The following is a 19,011-nucleotide window of genomic DNA, read 5'->3' on the forward strand; positions in this document are numbered from 1 at the left end:
TTATGGTCGGGCTGTCACGGTCAAGGCGGGCATTGTAGCGGTGAATTGGGTTGGCGGCATCCTCGGGCTGCTCAGTGGGAAAGAAACACTGGCGTTGCCGGTGATCGCCGGCAAGCCGGCCCCGACGGCAGATGCTGAAACAAACGCAGGACCGTTGGGCGCTGGCTTGCCAGCGGCGGGGTGTTGCCGGCGGATCAGCGCTTGGCGGCCATCGCCGTCACTTCGACGCGCATGGTCGGGAACGCCAGCGCCGCCACGCCCACGGCGGCACGCACCGGCCACGGCTTTTGGAAGAAACGCTGGTATACCTCGTTGAACGCAGGGCGGTCAGCCATATCGGTGAGGTAGATGGTCAGGTGCATGACGCGGTCCATGCCGCTGCCGGCTTTTTCCAGCGCGTCCTTCAGGGCCTGCAGGGTACTTTCGCTCTGCGCGGTGATGTCAGCTTCGATATCGGCGGGAATCTGGGTGGTGACCAGAATGCCGTTGAACTCGGCGACGTCGGAGGAAATGGAGTCGGCGTCGGAGTCCGGGGTGTAGATGAGGTCTGCCATGGGAGTTTGCCTTGCAACGGAATGAAACCCGCAAGCCTACGCGAGCACGACGAGCGGGTCGAGCGACACCGTTGGGCCAACGTCCGTTGTAATGCCGGGCGCTGGCCGTCAGAATCGCGCCCGATTGTTGAGCAAGGGGCTTCACGTTGAACGAACAGACTTTGTCGATGCGCCTTGAGCGTGTGGCGGCCTATGTGCCGCGAGGCGCGCGGCTGGCCGATATCGGCTCGGACCATGGCTACCTGCCGGTAGCCCTGATGCTGCGCGGCATCATTGAAGCTGGGGTGGCGGGTGAAGTGGCGCAGACGCCTTTCGCCTCTGCCCAGCGCAAGGTGCGCAAGAACGGCCTGGAAGGTCGCATCACTGTTCGCCTGGCCAATGGCCTGGCGGCCATCGAACCTTCCGACCGGGTCAACACCGTCAGCATCTGCGGCATGGGTGGCGAAACGATTCGCGACATTCTGGAACAGGGCAAGGCCCGCTTGCAGGGCGTGACGCGCCTGATTCTGCAGCCCAATGGCGATGAGCGGGAACTGCGTCAGTGGCTGATGGACAACGGCTACCGGATTTGCCGCGAAGAATTGCTGCGCGAAAACCGCTTTGACTACGAAATCATCGTCGCCGAGCCTTGCGAAGCCGTGAGCTACACCGCCGAACAACTTTACTTCGGCCCAATGCTGTTGCAGGAAAAAAGTCCGGCGTTCATTACCAAGTGGCAGCGCATGTTGCGTCAGAAACAGCAGACACTGGCCCATTTCGAGCGCGCCCGGGACGCAGTACCGCAGGAAAAGACCCGTGACTTCACTCGTCAGGTCGCCTGGATCACCCAGGCCCTGGCCTGAATCACTGCTGAGAACAGTTGCCCATTTCCCGGTAGGCGACTTCGTGGGTCTGGCCCTTGTGGTCGACGTACTTCATATGTGCGGTACCGACCTGGCAGTCGGCGACGTTGCTGGCTGGGGTGACGGAGATGACTTTGGCCACATCCAGCGGCATGCCGTATTCGTAGGTGGCCTCGCTGGAGGCCGGTTGGCCGGCGCTCTGGTCGGCCACGGCGCCGAACGAGGCGAGGGCGGCGGACAAAGCAAGCAAAGCGATCGAACGTTTCATGGCAGGCTCCTTCTTCAATGTTTTACTAATGATGTATTCATTGATGATCCACAATAAATGGCCTAATTCGTGATAGATTCCTGCCTTGGATGTACGAATAAGGTCGAAGAAAGGAGCCGAATACGATGGACATGCTGCACGCCATGCGCACGTTCGCCCGGGTGGTGGAGTGCGGCAGCTTTGCCGCGGCCGCCAATGCCCTGGATATATCCGCGGCGCAGGTGTCGCGCATCGTTGCCGAGCTGGAAAACCAATTGCAGACCCGGCTGCTACACCGCACCACGCGGCGCTTGCGCATGAGCGAGGCGGGGGAGCGATTTCTTGAGCGTTCACGGCACATTCTGTCGTTGACCGACGAAGCCATGGATGAGGCCCGGGGTGCCCACCTCAACCCCCGGGGGCGTCTGCGTTTTCACTGCACCCATGGCCTGGGCTTGTTGATGATGCCCTTGGTGGCACGCTACAACGCGGCGTGCCCGGAAGTGGTGATGGAGTTGACCCTGTCACAGCGCAACCCCGACCCGTTGGACGAAGGCCACGATATCGTGATCACCATCGGCAAAGGGTTGCCTGACTCGCAATTGATCGCTATCCCGTTGGGCAGCATCTACAGCATCCTTTGCGCATCACCCGAGTACCTGGCGCGCCATGGCGTGCCGACCAAGCCGGAAGACTTGAACGATCATGCCTGCCTGCGCATGGTCGACCCCTTGTTCGAAGAGGACTGGTCATTCGATCACGACCAGGGACGCAGTGTGGTCGTGCCCCAGGACACCTTCCTCACCAACGTCGCCGATGCCATGCTCAAAGCCACTGAACTTGGCATGGGGGTGGGCTTGTTGCCATACTACTCTGCCAGCCATGCCATCGAGGAAGGCCGCCTGTTCCGCCTGCTGGCGCCGCACCGGTTGCGCCAGCGGGAAATCTACGCCATCTATCCGTCGCGTCATTACCTCGATGCCAAGGTACGCACCTGGCTCGATTACCTGAAGGAGCAACTCCCGGCGTTGTTCGAAGCCCATCAACAGGTGGTGGACGACCCCAGGTTCTGGCGCTGACCGCGAACCCGTGCCTCGGGTCGCGGTGGGGGCCTGACCGGGTTGCTTCTCAACGGCTGTCCTGGTCCTCGGCGGTACCCCCCGTACTGCCCGCGCCAGACCCTGTCGCTTCACCGGTGCTGTTGGAACCACCGCTGGCGCCATCGGCGGCGTCGGAGTCGCTTCCCGTGTCACTGCTGTCGTTATCCTTACTGCTGCCCGGGCTATTGACGCTGCTGCCTTTTTCGCCAGCAGTCTTGCCTTCGTCGTACGTTTTGCCTTCATCGTAAGGCTTAGGCTTGGAAGGGGCGCCAGACGGGGTTGCCGGGGGCTGGGTGTCGTTTCCATACCCGCCGCTGGCGGCGAAGCTGCCTGAGGCAATACCCAAGGTCAGGGCGAGGCACAGCGAAAGCGAACGAATGCGGACCATGTTAAATCTCCCGTGGGAACGATCTGTCATTCATTCGGCTTTCGCTGGACCTTGACGTGCCTTTCGGGCGACGGGCGGTCACCGGAAGTATCGTGGACCCGCCTGCGATGGATATCACCCGATGTCAGCCTTTGGCGCTGCCTGCGAGGGAGCAGGCTGTTGGGGGGGATGCTCCTGGCACGCGTGCATCAAATCTTCTGTCACCCGCAGCTCTGCGCCAGTGGGCGAGAAGGTCGTGGCCGGGGCGAAGGGAGCAGGGTGTTCAGGTGCCGGTCGCTTGCCCCTGCGCCACATGAAGAAGCTGACCATGGCCAGGTTGATGACGGCGAAGGCCCAGAACAGCCCGACTTCGCCGTAGCTGGTCATAACCGGCGAGATAGCCAGCGGGGCCAGCGCCGAACCCAGTGAGTTGATCAGCAGCAGGCCTTGGATCATCGGTACCAGCGCTTCGGCCGGGGCGCGGTCGGCTGCGTGGCTGACTGCAACCGGATACAGTGCGAACACCCCGCCACCCAGCAGGAACAGCATCGCCGGCAGCAACACCGACTGCGAGGGCAGCAACACGATCACTACCGACAGTACCGTGCACAAGGCGCCAAGGGCTATCAGCACGTCCTGGCGGTCCTTGCGGTCCGACCACCGGCCCACCGGGTACTGCAACAGCATCGCACCCAGGATCACCCAGGCCATCATGTTGCCGACCTCGCCCACGTCCAGGCCGATACGTTGCAGGTACAGTGGCAGCAAGGCATAGACGCCAGCGATGGCCGCGCCCGAGCCGAAGCAGCCGACCAGCCCGGTTGGGGCCACGCCCAGCAGTTGGCGAGGCTTCAGCGGTTCGACCTGCTCCAGCAGCGGCGACACCTGCGGCAGAATCACGATAGGCATCACCGACAGCGCCGCGAGCATGCCCGCGACCATGAACGGTGCGGTTGCGCCCCAGCCAGTGATTTCGCCCAGGGCCGCCTGGGCTACCACGCCAGCACCGTAGAAGGCGATCATGTACAGCGCCAGCAAGCGCCCCCGGATCTTCGCGTCGCCCGCCAGCAGCAACCAGCTTTCGATGACCAGGAACACACCGACGGTTGCCCAGCCGTTGATCAGGCGCAGGGCGATCCACCCGTGGGTATCGTAGAACAGTCCCTGCAGCAGGATGGTCGCGGCGATCAGCGAGGCGAAACTGCTGTAAGCGCGGATATGGCCGATGCGCAGGATCAGGCGGTCGTTGAAGATCGCGCCCAGGGTCAGGCCGACGAAGTAGGCCGAGGAGACGATACCGATCATCGAGGGCGACTCACCAGCGGCGTCCAGGCGCAGGGTCGTCAGGGAAGACATGAAGCCGTTGCCCAGGGCAATGATGAACAGCCCGAGCAGGGGTGCCAGCGCCATGGCCAGCAAACGCGGAGACATAGGTACCTCTGGTTGAGTAAGCGAAAAAAAGCGCCTTTTCTGACGCGCACGCTTTCCCGGCCTTGAACGGCCAGGGTTGTTGCACGGGTGTGCCTTCGTGATGCGACCTGGGCAAGACTCAACCGGAACCTTGGCAAGGGCGGTCGGGTGGGGTCGATTGAGCCTATTTCACATGTGCGGCCATGTGCTTAGGCGCGGACTCTGTCATTGCTGCCGGTTGCCACCGTTCAAGGCGACGGGCGAAAAGGAGGCGCGATTCTAAGGCCTTGGAAGGTTTTGCCCAAGAGCCTGCAGCCTGCGGCATAATGCCGCTTTTTGCCCTTTGGGATGTCGCGCGCCGGGGCTGGATCGGTCAACGCTCGTCACGCCTTCACGTGCACAGGGCAGCTCCATGGAGGGCTTGGTAGATGTTCGCTTCGTTGTTCGCCGTACTGGCGCCGGTGTTTATCGTCGCCGGTATCGGTTACGCCTGGGCCCGCAAGGGCTTGAGCTACCCCACTGAGTTCATTGCCAGCCTGGTGATGACCATTGGCACGCCGTCGTTGGTGTTGTCGACGCTGAGCCGCACCGAACTGGACCCGACGGCTTTCGCCAGCATGGCTCTGGGCTGCCTGCTTTGCCTACTCGGCATGGTCGTGGTCGGCTTGCTGGTATGCCGCATCTTCGACCAGCACTGGCGGGTGCTGCTGCCAGCGTTTCTGTTTCCCAACACGGGCAACATGGGCCTGCCGATCAGTCTGTATGCCTTTGGCGAGCATGGCCTTGCGCTGGCGGTGGCGTTTTTCCTGACGCTGTCGATATTCCAGTTCACCGTCGGCATGGCCATCTCCGGTACCGCGGCGTCACCCAAGGCGCTGTTGCGCAACCCCATCGTCATCAGCCTGGCCGGTGCGATGCCGATCATTTTCCTGGACGTCGAATTGCCCCGCTGGCTGGCCAACACGGTAGACCTGCTGGGCGGCATGACCATTCCGTTGATGTTGTTGACCCTCGGGGTATCGCTGGCCAGCATTCGTCTGCGGCACATTGGCAGCGGCATGCTGCTGGGTGGCCTGCGCATCGTGCTGGGGGCTGCGGTGGGCTGGGCGGTCGGTGCCCTGCTGGGTATGGAAACCCTGGAGCGGGCGGTGCTGATGGTGCAGTCGGCAATGCCGGTGGCGGTGTTCAACTACCTGATGGCGGTACGGGCCAACCGCTCACCAGAGCAGGTAGCTAACCTGGTGATGTGTTCGACGGTGCTGTCCTTTGTCTGGCTACCGGTGGTGTTGGCGTGGTGGTTGTGAACCTGCTCCGGCCTTATCGCCCGCAGACTCCCAAAGGGACCACGCAGATCCTGCAGGAGCCGGCTTGGCGGCGATAGGGCCCGTACAGGCAAACATCACTTGTCGAACAACCGTTCGTGTACCCAACCCTGTTCTGTCAGCACCATCAGGCGCTTTTCCCGCATGGGTGCGTCGTGGGTCGCCACCGCCCGATCCAGGTCTTGAATACTGGACCTGACGTTGTCATTCGCTGCCCAGGCCGGCAATCCGGTGATCTTGTAGGTATAGGTCACGTCGGAAACCGTGTGCCCCATCTTCTCGCCAGGTTCGCTGAACTGTTCAATGGCCATGACCTGTGCCTTGCCGAAGCACAGCCCGCCGCGGGTCTTGCCGTTGACCGTCCGTTGTGCATCGGCCTTGTAGTACTTGCGACCTTCTTCGGTGAGGTCGTAGGCGTAGTAGATATCCGTGCGGGCTGGTTGCCACAGACGTTCGGGAACCTGCGTGCGCGAGATTTCCTTCTCGCTGACCACTCCGACCTGGGCCAGGGCGTGCAGGGCCTTGTTGGTGCCGTTGACGTCGAAGTCCTTGGTTTTGGTCGGGAACGAGCTGACCACGAAACAGTGGGGGTATTGAGTGTCGAGATAGGCTTGGGCGGCCTTGTGAAAACTGGCCTCAGTGGCCTCAGGCGTGTCGGAGCAGCCAGCCAGGGTTGCCAGCAGCGCCAGCGGTACGATCTTCCTGTACATGATGAAGCGTCCTTGGATTGCGAAGATAAAACCGGTGGGTCGGAATTAGAACCCACGCGCTAGAGCGGGTGCAATCATGGCAGGACGGCATCTCGACGGAGGTCTCAAAACTGGCGGGGCGAATGATCGCCCCGGACAGCACCAAGCGTGTTCCACTCCTCGGAACCACATTCGATTGTGCTTGCGCACTACACGCGTTTATCTGTCGCCAAGCACGACCTGCCTTACCTGTCGTGATCTCGAAGCGAACAACAAGAACGGGAACCCACCCGCGCGAGGAGATTTCACATGTCCCGACATCAACACATCCTGGCCTGGCTCGACGATGTGGCCAGTGACCTGCATGCCATCCGCCACGACATCCACGCCCATCCCGAACTGGGTTTCGAAGAAGACCGCACCTCGGCACTGGTCGCCCGGTTGCTCAAGGACTGGGGATACCAGGTACACACCGGCATCGGCAAAACCGGAGTGGTTGGTGTACTGCGCAACGGCAGCAGCGCGCGCACGCTTGGGTTGCGCGCGGACATGGACGCGCTGCCGATCGTCGAGGCCACGGGCGCGGCCTACAGCAGCCGACACCAGGGCTGCATGCACGCCTGCGGTCACGACGGGCACACCGCCATGCTGCTGGGGGCCGCGCGCTACTTGGCAGCGACGCGTCAGTTCGATGGCACCCTGACGCTGATCTTCCAGCCTGCCGAGGAGGGCCAGGGAGGGGCCGAGGCAATGCTGGCCGATGGGCTGCTGGAGCGCTTCCCCTGCGATGCGCTGTTCGGCATGCACAACATGCCCGGGCTGCCCGCAGGGCAATTGGGTTTTCGCGAAGGGCCGATGATGGCGTCGCAGGACCTGCTCACGGTCATCATCGAAGGCGTCGGTGGCCATGGTTCGATGCCGCACCTGACGGTCGACCCACTGGTGGCCGCCGCCAGTGTGGTGATGGCGTTGCAGACAGTGGTGGCACGCAACATCGACGCCCAGGAAGCGGCCGTGGTGACCGTCGGCGCCTTGCAGGCGGGGGAAGCGGCCAATGTGATCCCGCAGCAGGCCCTGCTGCGCCTGAGCCTGCGTGCGCTCGATGCCCAGGTGCGCGCACTGATGCTCGAGCGAGTGCGGGCGATCATCATCAGCCAGGCCGAAAGCTACGGTTGCCGCGTCAGTATCGAGCATCGCCCGGCCTACCCGGTGCTGGTCAACCATGCCGCGGAAAACGCCTTCGCCCAGCAGGTAGGGGTGGAGCTGCTCGGCGCCGAGGCGGTCGATGGCAACACCCGCAAGCTGATGGGCAGCGAGGACTTCGCCTGGATGCTGCAGCGCTGCCCGGGCGCGTACCTGTTCATCGGCAATGGCCTGCAGCGGCCGATGGTGCACAACCCGGCCTACGACTTCAACGACGACATCCTGCTGACTGGCGCAGCCTACTGGGGCGCGCTTGTCGAGCGCTGGCTCGAGCCTGCCTGACCACTTCATTGACGACTGCCGCTGGAACCTGGGCGCGTGCGTCCGGGCTGTTCTGAACCGTTTCTGGCCAACAGATGGATGGAGTGTTCCCATGCAGATTTCCAACACAGGCGCGTCGCGTACCCGGCAGGTGGTCGCGGCTGTCATCGGTAACGCGCTGGAGTGGTATGACTTTATCGTTTACGGCTTTCTGGCGAGCATCATCGCCCGGCAGTTCTTTCCTTCCGACGACGAATACGCCTCGTTGCTGATGGCCCTGGCCACCTTCGGCGTAGGCTTTTTCATGCGCCCTGTCGGTGGCGTGCTGTTGGGGATCTACTCTGACCGCAAGGGGCGCAAGGCGGCGATGCAGTTGATCATCCGCCTGATGACGGTATCCATCGCCATGATCGCCTTTGCCCCCAACTACCTCGCCATCGGCATGGGTGCGCCGCTGCTGATCGTGGTGGCGCGGATGCTCCAGGGCTTCGCTACTGGGGGTGAATACGCCAGCGCCACAGCGTTCCTGGTCGAGAGTGCCCCCGCCCATCGCAAGGGCCTGTACGGCTCGTGGCAGCTGGTAGGGCAATGCATGGCGGTGTTCTCAGGCGCGGCGATGGTGGCGCTGGTCACCCACCTCTGCACCCCCGAGGCGCTGGACAGCTGGGGCTGGCGGATTCCGTTCGTGCTCGGCTTGCTGATCGGGCCGGTGGGGCTGTGGATTCGCAAGCACATGGAGGAGCCGGAGGAGTTTATCGAGGCACGCAAGCAGGCCAAGGGGCAGGCGCCGAGCCTGTGGCGGGTGCTGCGTGAACACCGTCGCAGCCTGTTGGTGTCCATGGGCCTGGCCAGTGGCGCGACGGTGTCGTTCTACGTGGTGCTGGTGAACATGCCGACCTTCGCTCACAAGAATTTGGGCCTGCCGCTGGACCAGGTGCTGCTGGTGCAGATGCTCGCGGTGGGGCTGATGACCGTGGTCATTCCGTTGTCGGGTGCGCTGTCGGACCGTTTGGGCCGCAGGCCGGTGCTGATGGCCTTCACTTTGGCGTTCTTCGTGATGGTGTACCCGCTGTATGTGTGGGTGGCGGCGGCGCCGTCGATCGAACGGCTGTTGCTGATGCAACTGCTGCTGTGCTCTGCCATTGGCGGCTTCTTCGGGCCTGCGCCCACTGCACTGGCCGAGCAGTTTCCGGTGGAGGTGCGCTCCACCGGGGTGTCGTTGGCCTATAACGTCGCGGTGATGGTGTTCGGCGGCTTTGCTCCGCTGATCGTGACCTGGCTGAGCAAGGTGCTGGGTACCCCCGTGGCGCCGTCGTTCTACGTACTGTTTGCCTGCCTGCTGACCCTGCTGGGCACCTATTGCCTGAAGGAAGCACCGCGTGGGGGCAGGTCTGCAGCGTTCAACCTTGGAGTGAAACCGTGATGCCGTTAGCTATCGACCCTATCGTCGCCCTCGATGCCGAAGCCCTGTCCCAGGCGATCCATGGGCGTCGGGTATCGTGCCGTGAGGTGATGCAGGCTTACCTCGGCCACATCGAGCGCTTCAACCCGCACGTGAATGCGCTGGTGTCGCTGCGCCCGGCTGAGGCAGTGCTGGCCGAGGCCGATGCCTGCGACCGCGAATTGGCCAGCGGCCGGTCGCGCGGCTGGATGCACGGCATGCCCCAGGCGATCAAGGATTTGGCAGCCACGGCCGGGCTTCGGACCACAATGGGCTCACCGCTGTTTGCCGAGCAGGTGCCGCAGCAGGATGCGGTCAGCGTAGCGCGGGTAAGGGCCAACGGGGCGATCATCCTCGGCAAGAGCAACGTGCCGGAGTTTGGCCTGGGTTCGCAGACCTACAACACGCTGTTTGGCACCACCACCAACGCCTACGATCCAAGCCGGGTGGCCGGCGGCAGCAGTGGCGGGGCAGCGGCGGCGCTGGCCCTGCGCCTGCTGCCGGTGGCCGACGGTAGCGACATGATGGGGTCGTTGCGCAACCCGGCAGCGTTCAACAACGTCTATGGCCTGCGCCCCTCCCAAGGCCGCGTGCCCCACGGCCCGGCACCAGAGGTCTTCATGCAGCAACTGGCGACCGAAGGGCCGATGGGGCGTAGCGTAACGGACGTAGCGCGGTTGTTGTCGGTACAGGCCGGTTACGACCCTCGAGTGCCGTTGTCGTTGAATGCATCGCCTGGTGAATTCGCCCAGGGTCTGCAGCGCGACTTCAAGGGTGTTCGGGTGGGTTGGCTGGGCGATTACAACGGCTACCTGCCCATGGAGGACGGGGTGATGGGGCTGTGCGAAACGGCATTGGCGGATTTTGCCGAGCTGGGTTGTCACGTCGAGGCATGCCAACCGGACTTCGCCTTGGAACGTTTATGGCAATGCTGGCTCACCCATCGCCATTTCCTGGTGCACGGCAACCTCGGCGCTGCCTATGCCGACCCCGGCAAGCGGGCACTGCTCAAACCCGAGGCGCAGTGGGAAGTGGAGGGTGGGCTGCACTTGAGCGGGGCACGGATATACCAGGCTTCGGTCGACCGCAGCGCGTGGTATCACGCCATGGGCCGCCTGTTCGAACGTTACGACTTCTTGCTGTTGCCCGCGGCGCAAGTGTTTCCATTCGAGGCCCGCGAGGCTTGGCCTAAGGTGGTCGGCGGGCGGACGATGGACACCTATCACCGGTGGATGGAGGTGGTGATCGGCCCGACCCTGGCGGGCCTTCCCAGCATCAGCGTGCCGGTCGGCTTCAATCCCCAAGGTTTGCCGATGGGCTTGCAGATCATCGGCCCGGCACAGGCCGACCATGCCGTGCTGCAACTGGCCCACGCCCATGAGCAACTCACCCATTGGGTCGAACGGTGTCCGCCGCCATCACTGCTGGCACCGTGACAGCCCTTGGCAGGCCCGTATCTTGCTGGGCATTCTGACCATCCACGCACAGACAGGGAGGTCATACCCATGGGCAGCACGGCGGACACCGGTGGCGTACGTTCGGTGGAGCGTGCGCTGGCGATCGTCGAATTGCTTGGCGAGCACCAGGCGCTTGGGCTGGAGGAGCTGCATTACCTGACGACGCTGCCCAAGGCGACGGTGTCGCGGATGCTGTCGACCTTGCAGGAGCAGGGATGGGTGTATCGAGGCCTGAGCGACCGGCGTTACCGGCTGTGTGCCCGGCGCCTGTTCGGCGACCGCCAGCTGCGTTTCAAGCGCCAGTTGGTCGAGCGTGCGGCGCCCTTGTTGCAGGAACTGAGCGAGCGCACCGGGTTGGTGGTCGACCTGTCCTGTTTCGATGGCCAGCGCCTGGAGGTCATGGAAAGCGCGATACCCCAGGTGCTGCGCAAGCGTTACCCGAACAACTGCCAGATCGTCGGGCACTACGCCAGCCTGTTCCATTCGGCGATGGGTCGGGCATGCCTGGGCGAACTTGGGCGTGAAGAGGTCCAGCGCCTGGCGGCCGATGAGCGGCTGGGGGCTGAAGCGGTCATGCGTAACCTGGAAGAAGATGCCCATAACGGTTTTGGGCAACGTACCGAAGGATTCTGGGAGTACCCGGTGCGATTGCCGTTCCTGATCCGCGCGATTGCCTTGCCAGTGCATGCCGATGGGCGGCTGGCGGGCAGCATCGCCTTGCACTGGCCGCTGGACCAGGCCCCGGTGGAGCGTGTGCTGAGCCTGCATCTGAACAGCCTGGCGAGCACCGTTGGCGAGGTGCAGCAGGCGCTGGCGGTGTGAACGCAGTCTCCAACAGTCTCCAACGCCTAGCCAGATCGGTGTGGGGGCGGCCTTGTGTCGCGATAGGGCCGCGCAGCGGCCCTTGCCGTCTGTTCACAGCCAAACAGCTGTCCCTCCACAAACGCCCTGGCATCTTGAAACACGCGCGCAAACCCGAGACAGACGCAATTACGTGGCCTTGTTGGCCCGAAAGGTACTCGGGCTCACTCCGCACTGTTTGCGAAAGAACCGACTGAAATAGCCCACATCGGCGAAGCCCAGTTCATGGGCGATCTCCTTCACGCAGGCGTCCGAGTGGCTCAATGCACGTTTGGCCTCCAGCACTAGCCGCGCATTGACTACGTTCATTGGCGTCATGCCCAAGTGCTCCTGGCACAGCCGCCCAAGGGTCGCCAGGGTCATGCCCAGTTCGCCGGCATAGAAGGCCAGTGGCGGGTGCGCACGGTAATGCATGTCCACCAGTTCACGGAACCCGGTCAACTGCTGGCTACGCCTTGAAGGTGGGCGGCGTGCTTCGTCGGGTGCGTGATGGGCGTGTCGCAGCGCCTGGATCAGCAACGCCAACAGCAATGACATGCTACTTGCCACATGTTCGCGGGCGCGGTTGTGGTACTCCTCGCTCAAGGCCCGGCACAGCGGTAGCAGCGGGTCTTCCTCCCCGCGCCATAGCGGCAGGGCGAGCACCTGCGGTTTACGTATCTGTGCCAGCAAGGTGGGCGCCAGCAGCTGGGCAATGCTCTCCAGGGGATGCTGCGCGGCAGTGATGACCTGGCCCTCGACCTGGCCGGCCCAATGGAAACCATGCACCACCTGCGCCGGCACATAGACCACGCACGGCGCGTGCACCTGCACGAGTTCACTGTCGAACAGCACCTCGCCACTGCCGCTTTGCAGGTAGAGCAATTGCAGGAGCCCGTCGTGACGGTGCGCGGCTATTTCCCAGTTGTGCGCGCCGGAACGCTTGGAGATCGACTCCACATGCAGGGACTCATGCCACACCGGCTGTGCGGTCTCGCCGTAGAGGGCGTAATTCGGGATCTTGTTCATGGTTGTTGTAATTGTTCTGGTCGTTACTCGATCACTCTGCCACAGCCGCACGCGAGCTTCAGGGGGCATGGACGAAATTGTCGGGAATGTGGGGTTGCTTGCAGGTTTTGTCCATTCTGCCGGGCGGGGCCTCGGCCCTAGGCTGACGACCAGATCAAGTAACACTCTGGAGAGCGGCATGCATAACAACAAGATTTCCTCCCACTGGTTGGGTCTGGACGGGGCCGTCTGCGTGGTCACCGGCGCGGCCGGAGGCATCGGTGCGGCGCTGGCTGGCGCCCTGGTCGAGCAGCAGGCCCATGTGGTACTGCTCGACCGGGATCGAGACAAGTGCCGGGCGCTGGCCGCCACCTTGGGTGAGCACAGCGTTGGTGAAGTGAGCGCCTTGGCATGCGACATTGCCGACCCGGCCAGCGTCGAGCAGGCCGCGGCCCAGGTGCAAGCCCTGCACGGGCGCTGCGATGTGTTGGTCAACAACGCCAGTGTGCTGCGGCCTGGCGCGCTGCAGACCCTGACCCTGGAGCAATGGAACCAGGTGTTGGCGGTGAATCTCAGCGGTTATCTGCTGTGCGCGCAGGCCTTCGGCCAGGCGATGCTTGCCCGCAGGCAGGGGCGCATCGTGCACGTGGCGTCGATTGCCGCCCATTTTCCGCAGCCCAACAGCGGTGCCTACAGTGCGGCCAAGGCCGGGGTCAGCATGCTCTCGCGGCAGATCGCCGTGGAATGGGGACCGTGTGGCGTGCGCAGCAACACCGTATGCCCTGGGTTGATCCGCACGCCGCTGTCGGCGGCGTTCTATGCCGACCCGCAAATCGAACGCCAGCGCAGCGCGATGACCGCCAACCAACGCATCGGCGAGCCGCAGGACATCGTCGAAGCCGTGCTGTTTCTGGCAAGCCCGCGAGCCGACTACATCAATGGTGCCGAACTGACCGTTGACGGCGGGCTGGAGAGCATGCCCATGGCGCTCATCCCGCGCCCAGGCTTCGAGGGGGTACGTCCATGAACACGCTCACATGTGATGTGCTGGTCATCGGTGCAGGTGCTGGCGGCCTGGCCACGGCCATCACTGCCAAGCAGCATGGGCTGGACGTACTGGTGATCGAGAAAGACGACTGCTTTGGTGGCACCACGGCCTTTTCCGGCGGGGTGCTGTGGATACCGGGCAACCCATTGACCGGCAAGCGCGATAGTCATGACGCGGCGCTGAGCTACCTGCGAAACGAAGCCGGAGCCTGCTTCGAGCGGGCCGAAGTCGAAGCTTTCCTGCGTTACGGACCGCAAATGGTGGAGTTTTTCGAACGCGAGACCGCGGTCAAGTTCGTCCCGACGTTGTACCCCGACTACCACCCGCTGGTCGAAGGCGGAGTCGATGTGGGCCGCTCGATACTTGCCGCACCCTATGACATCCGCGAGCTGGGTGCCGACATGGCACGACTGCGCCCGCCACTCAAGACCATTACCTTCATCGGCATGATGTTCAATTCGTCGAACGCCGACCTCAAGCATTTCTTCAACGTTACCCGTTCGCTGACCTCGTTCTTCTATGTGGCCAAACGGCTGTTGACCCACCTCAAGGAGCTGGCGCTGTACCGCCGTGGCACCCAGGTGACCAGTGGCAACGCCCTGGCGGCGCGTTTGGTGAAGTCAGCGCTTGACTTGGGTATTCCGATCCTCACGGGCACCCCGGCCAGGCAGTTGCTGCGCGAAGGCGGGCGGGTCAGCGGGGCCTTGGCCCGTCAGGGGGCGGGCGAGTTGCGCATCGAGGCCCGGCGTGGCGTGGTGCTTGCGTGTGGCGGTTTTTCCCACGACCTGCAACGCATCGGCCAGGCATATCCCCACGTGCGCCGGGGCGGCGAGCACTTTTCGCCTGTGCCAGCGGGCAATACCGGCGATGGCGCGCGCATGGCCGAGGCGCTGGGCGCCCGGGTGGATATGCGCTTGCAAGCAGCGGCTGCCTGGATGCCGGTATCGAAAGTCCCGATGGGCGCCGGACGCCATGTTGCTTTCCCGCACCTGCTTGACCGTTACAAGCCGGGGGTGATTGGTGTCTTGCGTTCTGGCCAGCGCTTCACCAACGAGTCCAATTCCTACCACGATGTGGGCGCGGCCTTGATCGAGGCATGCGCCGACCAGACCGAAACCGCCATGTGGCTGGTCTGTGACCGCCGTACGCTGGCCAAGTACGGACTCGGTTACGCCAAACCCGCCCCCATGCCGCTGGGCCCCTTGTTGCGCAATGGCTACTTGCTCAAGGGCAACAGCCTTGCCGAGCTGGCGTGCAAGGCTGGTATCGATGCACGGGGGTTGGAGCGCACGGTTCGCGAGTACAACCTTGGCGCCGTACACGGTGAGGACCGCCAGTTCGGCCGGGGCAGCACCAGTTTCAACCGCTACTTGGCCGATCCGCAGCAGCAGCCCAATCCTTGTGTCGCACCCGTCGGTGACGGGCCCTACTTTGCGGTGAAAGTGGTGATGGGCGACCTCGGCACCTTCGATGGCCTGCGCACCAGTGTGGTCGGCGAAGTACTCGGTGCCGACCAGCGCGCCATAGCCGGGCTGTATGCGGTGGGTAACGACCGAGCCAGCATCATGGGCGGCAACTACCCCGGCGCTGGCATCACCCTGGGGCCGATCATGACCTTTGGTTACATCACCGGCCGCCACCTGGCGGGTATCGACCAAGGACTGGCCGCGGCTGGCCCGGCACAGGAGGTGGCGTGATGGACAAGGCGATTGTCGACCACCGCATCTACACCATCCGGCCTCGGTGCATGCCTGCTTTCCTGGCGGCATTCGACCAGTTGGCGATGCCGATTCTGCTGCGTCACCTGGGCCCGCCGCTGGCGTTCTATGTGAGCAGCATCGGCACATTGAACCAGGTCGTCCACCTGTGGGGCTACGACAGCCTCGATGACCTCGAACGCCGCAGCGCGGCCCGCGACGCCGATCCGGACTTCGCCGCGTATCTGCATGCCACCCGCGACCTCGTGATGGCCCAGGAGACGCGAATCATCAAGCCCGTGCAATTCAAGGCCCTGGCAAGTCGCCTGTAGGAACCGGCCTGGCGCCGCCGAAAAAAACCTACGGCCCAATGCCCTCGATAACAACAAAAAGAGGTAAGGCAATGAGAACTCCCGACCCTATCGATATTCGCCAGTTGATCGACCAGCAACCCATCGGCCGCTACCAGAAATGGGTGGTCTTCCTCGGCTTCCTGATCATCGCTCTGGACGGACTGGACGTCGCCATAATCGGCTTCATCGCCCCGCAACTGAAAAGCGAATGGCAGCTGGGCCCTCAAGCCCTCGGCCCGGTGCTCAGCGCAGCACTGATCGGCCTGGCCCTTGGCGCTCTGGTGGCCGGCCCGCTGGCCGACCGTTACGGGCGCAAGGCTGTGCTCTTGGGCAGTGTCCTGCTCTTTGGCCTGTGGACCCTTGCCTCGGCCTTTTCCCCCAACTTGGAAACCCTGGTAGCCCTGCGTTTCCTGACTGGCCTGGGCCTAGGCGCGGCGATGCCCAATGCCAGCACATTGGTCAGCGAGTACGCACCGGCGCGCAGTCGCTCGTTGCTGATTACCCTGGCATTCTGCGGCTTCTCTCTCGGTGCGGCCATGGGCGGCTTCGTCAGTGCCTGGATGATTCCCAATCTAGGCTGGCGCAGCGTACTGGCGCTGGGCGGCGTGTTACCGCTGCTGGTGCTGCCTTTGCTGTGGCTGCGTCTTCCGGAATCCGTGACCTTCCTGGTCAGCAAAGGGGGCGACCCACAACGAATCCGCGCCATTGTCAGGCGCCTGGCACCTGGACACTGCGGCCCCGACAGCGGCTTCGTACTGCCCGCATGCGCATCCGTCAAGGGTGGGGCCATAGGCACCATCCTGTCCTCTCGCTACCGCTTCGGTACGATGATGCTGTGGGTGGGTTACGTGCTGGCTCTGTTTCTGGTCTATCTGTTCAGCGGTTGGTTGCCGACGCTGGTGAAGGAGGGAGGGGGTTTTTCGGTGTCCGAAGCGGCCATCGTCACCGCTTGCTTCCAGATCGGCGGCCCGCTGGGCGCCATCACGGTGGGCTGGGCGATGGATCGCTGGCATCCGCAGCGAGTGCTGATGCTGACGTTCCTGTTCAGCGGCGCGGTGATCTTCGCCATCGGCCAGGTGGCCGGGCATTTCGCCTGGCTGTGCGCCATTGCCTGGGCCGTGGGCTTTGGCCTGAACGGCGCCAGTGTAGGCATGAATGCGTTGGCCGCGGGCTTCTACCCGACCGAGGCGCGGGCCACTGGGGCCAGCTGGATGAGTGGTATCGGCCGGTTGGGGGCGATTCTCAGCGCCTTCGCCGGTGCGCAGATGTTGGCCATGGGTTGGAGCTTCAGCCAGGTCTTCGCCGCCTTGCTGATACCGGCTGGGTTGGCAGCCTTGGCAGTGTCGCTGCAGGGCTGGCACGCCAGATTGCGAGGTTCGCAGCGGCTACAGGCGATTTAAGGTTGCCGGAGGGAAGACATGCGCTCAGGCGTCGTCGCTGATCCAGGTCAGTGGCCGCGCCGGGTCGTCACTGAGCATGCGTTCGAATGCGGGGGACTCGATCATCGCGCGGGTTCGCTGGCCCAGCGTCAGCAGTTGCTCGATGAAACCAGGTTCGACGACGCCGCTGTGCTCCAGTGAAACGCCGCTGCGACCGTGCTGGATGGCCAGATGGTAGTGGCTGATTCCCCCACCTTCACCGCTGCCACACAGCACCACCGTGTAGTGCGGCCCGACCATCTCGGCCAGTCGCCGTTGCACCAGGTCGAGCACGGCGATTGGCGCTTCGCTGTGCAGCGCTGTGGCCAGCGCGCAGACGTTGAATGGAGTCATGGGTTGACCTGCTTGGCGTGAAGGGTTTCCAGCATAGGCAAGGTCACTGTCAACTTGGGTTAAGCGGGGGTAAAACCGAGTAATCATCAGAATGTCTGCCCCAAGGAGAATTGGAACATTTCGGTTTGCGCCCCCTCTGGCTTCTTGATCGGTGCGGCCAGGCTGAAGCTCAGCGGGCCCAGGGGGCTATACCAAGTGAAGCCCAGCCCCACCGACAGCGCCATCTGATCGAGACTCACGCCCCCGCAGCCCTGGGTGGTTGACAGATAACAGGTGTCGGCAAACACGTTGCCTGCATCGACGAACACCGAGCTGCGCAACTGCCGCTGGTCCTTGACGAAGGGCAGGGGAAAGAGCACTTCGGCGCCTCCGGTAATGAGGATGTTGCCGCCCAGGGCATCGGTGTCGCGGTCGGAGTAGTACGCCTGACCGGCGCTGGCGTAGTTGCCGGTCGCGGGCGTGTTGCGCGGGCCGAGGGTGCCGCTCTTGAATCCGCGTACCGAATTCAGGCCTCCGGCGGTGTAATTCTCATAGAAGGGCAGGCTGTCGGTCGAGCCGTAGCCGTTGCCGTAGCCCAGGTTGGTGTGCAGGCGAAGCGATGTGCTCTGGGTCATGGGCAGGTAAGTCTGACCGTCGTATTCGAGTTTGTAGAACGACAGGTCGCTGCCGGGGGTGGTGGCCATGAACGTCAGCCCCTGGGAGTGACCGCGAGTCGCCAGCACGCCTTTGTTCAGGGTCGACTCGGACCAGCCGACCGATGCCTTGAGGTTATTGAAACTGTCGCCTTCGCGCTGGATGAAGTCGTAGATCTCGTCGGCGCTGTAGGTGCCTGGGTTGATATCGTCGTGTTGCAGGGTCAGGCCGAAGGTCAGGCGTGATGTCTCATTGATCGGGTAGCCGAAACTGACGCCAGCACCATAGCTGTTGATGGCGTAGTACGACACGCCATCGTCGTAGTAATCGCTGTAGTCGGTGGTGCTGTAGAAGACGTTGTAACCCAGGCTGACACCGTCCTTGGTGAAATAGGGGTCGGTGAAGGCGAAGTTGTACTTGGTCTGGTATTCCGAACGGGTCAGGCCGATGGACACCTTGTTACCGGTACCCAGGAAGTTGGTCTGGCTGATCGAGCCTCCCAGGATCAGGCCGGCGCTCTGGGCAAAACCAACGCTGGCGGTGATCGAGCCGGAGGCCTGTTCCTCGACGCTGTAGTTGACGTCGACCTGGTCATCGGTGCCCGGCACCGGTGGGGTCTCGACGTTGACTTCCTTGAAGAAGCCCAGACGTTCCAGGCGGGTCTTGGACTGGTCGATCAGGTAGGTCGACGCCCAGCCACCTTCCATTTGGCGCATCTCGCGACGCAGCACTTCGTCTTCGGTCTTGGTGTTGCCGCGGTAGTTGAT

General features: G+C 63.4%; 19 protein-coding genes. 11 read left to right on the forward strand and 8 right to left on the reverse strand.

What is annotated here, in order from left to right; translation table 11 throughout:
• Window positions 1-194: 194 nt before the first annotated feature.
• Window positions 195-554, reverse strand: coding sequence for a RidA family protein (locus H620_RS0117595; RefSeq protein WP_023380420.1), 360 nt, complete (start codon window positions 552-554; stop codon window positions 195-197).
• A gap of 146 nt (window positions 555-700) precedes the next feature.
• On the opposite strand from H620_RS0117595, the gene H620_RS0117600 reads away from it, so the two are divergent.
• Entirely contained in the window at window positions 701-1,396 is a 696-nt protein-coding gene (locus H620_RS0117600; protein ID WP_027907773.1) for a tRNA (adenine(22)-N(1))-methyltransferase, read from the forward strand.
• A gap of 1 nt (window position 1,397) precedes the next feature.
• Here H620_RS0117600 and H620_RS0117605 read toward each other — a convergent pair whose 3' ends face one another.
• Window positions 1,398-1,664: a DUF2790 domain-containing protein gene (locus H620_RS0117605; protein WP_023380422.1), complete on the reverse strand. Its 267-nt coding sequence runs from the start codon at window positions 1,662-1,664 to the stop codon at window positions 1,398-1,400.
• A gap of 125 nt (window positions 1,665-1,789) precedes the next feature.
• Here H620_RS0117605 and H620_RS0117610 point away from each other — a divergent pair, with 125 nt between their 5' ends.
• A complete protein-coding gene (locus H620_RS0117610) occupies window positions 1,790-2,722 on the forward strand; it encodes a LysR family transcriptional regulator (protein ID WP_027907774.1) in 933 nt (310 codons plus the stop codon).
• 49 nt (window positions 2,723-2,771) lie between these two features.
• Here the strand turns inward: H620_RS0117610 and H620_RS0117615 are convergent, their stop codons facing one another.
• Both H620_RS0117615 and H620_RS0117620 read right to left on the reverse strand, forming a co-directional pair.
• Window positions 2,772-3,131 carry a hypothetical protein gene (locus H620_RS0117615; RefSeq protein WP_023380424.1) on the reverse strand — a complete coding sequence of 120 codons (360 nt, stop codon included), beginning with the start codon at window positions 3,129-3,131 and terminating at the stop codon, window positions 2,772-2,774.
• A 114-nt stretch (window positions 3,132-3,245) separates the two neighbouring features.
• Window positions 3,246-4,541, reverse strand: coding sequence for an MFS transporter (locus H620_RS0117620; protein ID WP_023380425.1), 1,296 nt, complete (start codon window positions 4,539-4,541; stop codon window positions 3,246-3,248).
• A gap of 407 nt (window positions 4,542-4,948) precedes the next feature.
• Here H620_RS0117620 and H620_RS0117625 point away from each other — a divergent pair, with 407 nt between their 5' ends.
• Window positions 4,949-5,824 carry an AEC family transporter gene (locus H620_RS0117625; protein WP_027907775.1) on the forward strand — a complete coding sequence of 292 codons (876 nt, stop codon included), beginning with the start codon at window positions 4,949-4,951 and terminating at the stop codon, window positions 5,822-5,824.
• A 95-nt stretch (window positions 5,825-5,919) separates the two neighbouring features.
• Here H620_RS0117625 and H620_RS0117630 read toward each other — a convergent pair whose 3' ends face one another.
• Window positions 5,920-6,552, reverse strand: coding sequence for a hypothetical protein (locus tag H620_RS0117630; RefSeq protein WP_027907776.1), 633 nt, complete (start codon window positions 6,550-6,552; stop codon window positions 5,920-5,922).
• 288 nt (window positions 6,553-6,840) lie between these two features.
• Here H620_RS0117630 and H620_RS0117635 point away from each other — a divergent pair, with 288 nt between their 5' ends.
• From H620_RS0117635 to H620_RS0117650, 4 genes are all read left to right on the forward strand, one after another.
• Complete coding sequence (locus tag H620_RS0117635; protein ID WP_023380428.1) at window positions 6,841-8,016, forward strand: M20 aminoacylase family protein; 1,176 nt, start codon at window positions 6,841-6,843, stop codon at window positions 8,014-8,016.
• 91 nt (window positions 8,017-8,107) lie between these two features.
• Window positions 8,108-9,418 (forward strand): citrate-proton symporter, encoded by a 1,311-nt coding sequence (locus tag H620_RS0117640; RefSeq protein ID WP_027907777.1) that lies wholly within the window; start codon window positions 8,108-8,110, stop codon window positions 9,416-9,418.
• Window positions 9,415-10,872 carry an amidase gene (locus H620_RS0117645; RefSeq protein ID WP_027907778.1) on the forward strand — a complete coding sequence of 486 codons (1,458 nt, stop codon included), beginning with the start codon at window positions 9,415-9,417 and terminating at the stop codon, window positions 10,870-10,872. Before H620_RS0117640 ends, H620_RS0117645 begins: the two co-directional genes overlap by 4 nt.
• A 69-nt stretch (window positions 10,873-10,941) precedes the next feature.
• Window positions 10,942-11,715, forward strand: a complete 774-nt coding sequence (locus H620_RS0117650; protein WP_027907779.1) for an IclR family transcriptional regulator — start codon at window positions 10,942-10,944, stop codon at window positions 11,713-11,715.
• Window positions 11,716-11,883: 168 nt separating this feature from the next.
• On the opposite strand, the gene H620_RS0117655 is transcribed toward H620_RS0117650, so the two are convergent.
• The gene (locus H620_RS0117655; RefSeq protein WP_027907780.1) at window positions 11,884-12,762 is read right to left on the reverse strand and encodes a helix-turn-helix domain-containing protein; all 879 of its coding nucleotides are present in this window, start codon (window positions 12,760-12,762) and stop codon (window positions 11,884-11,886) included.
• Window positions 12,763-12,940: 178 nt separating this feature from the next.
• Here H620_RS0117655 and H620_RS0117660 point away from each other — a divergent pair, with 178 nt between their 5' ends.
• The 4 genes from H620_RS0117660 to H620_RS25890 all read left to right on the forward strand — a co-directional run bounded on the left by H620_RS0117660 (window position 12,941) and on the right by H620_RS25890 (window position 17,239).
• Window positions 12,941-13,768, forward strand: a complete 828-nt coding sequence (locus H620_RS0117660) for an SDR family NAD(P)-dependent oxidoreductase (protein ID WP_023380433.1) — start codon at window positions 12,941-12,943, stop codon at window positions 13,766-13,768.
• Window positions 13,765-15,486 (forward strand): FAD-dependent oxidoreductase, encoded by a 1,722-nt coding sequence (locus H620_RS0117665; RefSeq protein ID WP_027907781.1) that lies wholly within the window; start codon window positions 13,765-13,767, stop codon window positions 15,484-15,486. The genes H620_RS0117660 and H620_RS0117665 overlap by 4 nt, the downstream gene beginning before the upstream one ends.
• A complete protein-coding gene (locus H620_RS0117670) occupies window positions 15,486-15,818 on the forward strand; it encodes an NIPSNAP family protein (protein WP_023380435.1) in 333 nt (110 codons plus the stop codon). Before H620_RS0117665 ends, H620_RS0117670 begins: the two co-directional genes overlap by 1 nt.
• A gap of 71 nt (window positions 15,819-15,889) precedes the next feature.
• Window positions 15,890-17,239, forward strand: a complete 1,350-nt coding sequence (locus H620_RS25890) for an MFS transporter (RefSeq protein WP_049818812.1) — start codon at window positions 15,890-15,892, stop codon at window positions 17,237-17,239.
• A gap of 24 nt (window positions 17,240-17,263) precedes the next feature.
• On the opposite strand, the gene H620_RS25895 is transcribed toward H620_RS25890, so the two are convergent.
• Complete coding sequence (locus H620_RS25895; protein WP_023380437.1) at window positions 17,264-17,611, reverse strand: hypothetical protein; 348 nt, start codon at window positions 17,609-17,611, stop codon at window positions 17,264-17,266.
• 86 nt (window positions 17,612-17,697) lie between these two features.
• A partial coding sequence (gene bamA / locus H620_RS0117685) for an outer membrane protein assembly factor BamA (protein WP_027907782.1) occupies window positions 17,698-19,011 on the reverse strand: 1,314 nt, incomplete at its 5' end.

It is taken from the genome of Pseudomonas taiwanensis DSM 21245 (genome assembly GCF_000425785.1).
Classification (GTDB): Bacteria; Pseudomonadota; Gammaproteobacteria; order Pseudomonadales; family Pseudomonadaceae; genus Aquipseudomonas; species Aquipseudomonas taiwanensis.

Coding starts and splice junctions, on each gene's coding strand:
- H620_RS0117605 (WP_023380422.1), bottom strand. CDS start 1,664: ATGAAACGTTCGATCGCTTTGCTTGCTTTGTCCGCCGCCCTCGCCTCG.
- H620_RS0117650 (WP_027907779.1), top strand. CDS start 10,942: ATGGGCAGCACGGCGGACACCGGTGGCGTACGTTCGGTGGAGCGTGCG.
- H620_RS0117665 (WP_027907781.1), top strand. CDS start 13,765: ATGAACACGCTCACATGTGATGTGCTGGTCATCGGTGCAGGTGCTGGC.
- H620_RS0117610 (WP_027907774.1), top strand. CDS start 1,790: ATGGACATGCTGCACGCCATGCGCACGTTCGCCCGGGTGGTGGAGTGC.
- H620_RS0117635 (WP_023380428.1), top strand. CDS start 6,841: ATGTCCCGACATCAACACATCCTGGCCTGGCTCGACGATGTGGCCAGT.
- H620_RS0117595 (WP_023380420.1), bottom strand. CDS start 554: ATGGCAGACCTCATCTACACCCCGGACTCCGACGCCGACTCCATTTCC.
- H620_RS0117620 (WP_023380425.1), bottom strand. CDS start 4,541: ATGTCTCCGCGTTTGCTGGCCATGGCGCTGGCACCCCTGCTCGGGCTG.
- H620_RS0117670 (WP_023380435.1), top strand. CDS start 15,486: ATGGACAAGGCGATTGTCGACCACCGCATCTACACCATCCGGCCTCGG.
- H620_RS0117660 (WP_023380433.1), top strand. CDS start 12,941: ATGCATAACAACAAGATTTCCTCCCACTGGTTGGGTCTGGACGGGGCC.
- H620_RS0117615 (WP_023380424.1), bottom strand. CDS start 3,131: ATGGTCCGCATTCGTTCGCTTTCGCTGTGCCTCGCCCTGACCTTGGGT.
- H620_RS0117625 (WP_027907775.1), top strand. CDS start 4,949: ATGTTCGCTTCGTTGTTCGCCGTACTGGCGCCGGTGTTTATCGTCGCC.
- H620_RS0117630 (WP_027907776.1), bottom strand. CDS start 6,552: ATGTACAGGAAGATCGTACCGCTGGCGCTGCTGGCAACCCTGGCTGGC.
- H620_RS25890 (WP_049818812.1), top strand. CDS start 15,890: ATGAGAACTCCCGACCCTATCGATATTCGCCAGTTGATCGACCAGCAA.
- H620_RS0117640 (WP_027907777.1), top strand. CDS start 8,108: ATGCAGATTTCCAACACAGGCGCGTCGCGTACCCGGCAGGTGGTCGCG.
- H620_RS25895 (WP_023380437.1), bottom strand. CDS start 17,611: ATGACTCCATTCAACGTCTGCGCGCTGGCCACAGCGCTGCACAGCGAA.
- H620_RS0117655 (WP_027907780.1), bottom strand. CDS start 12,762: ATGAACAAGATCCCGAATTACGCCCTCTACGGCGAGACCGCACAGCCG.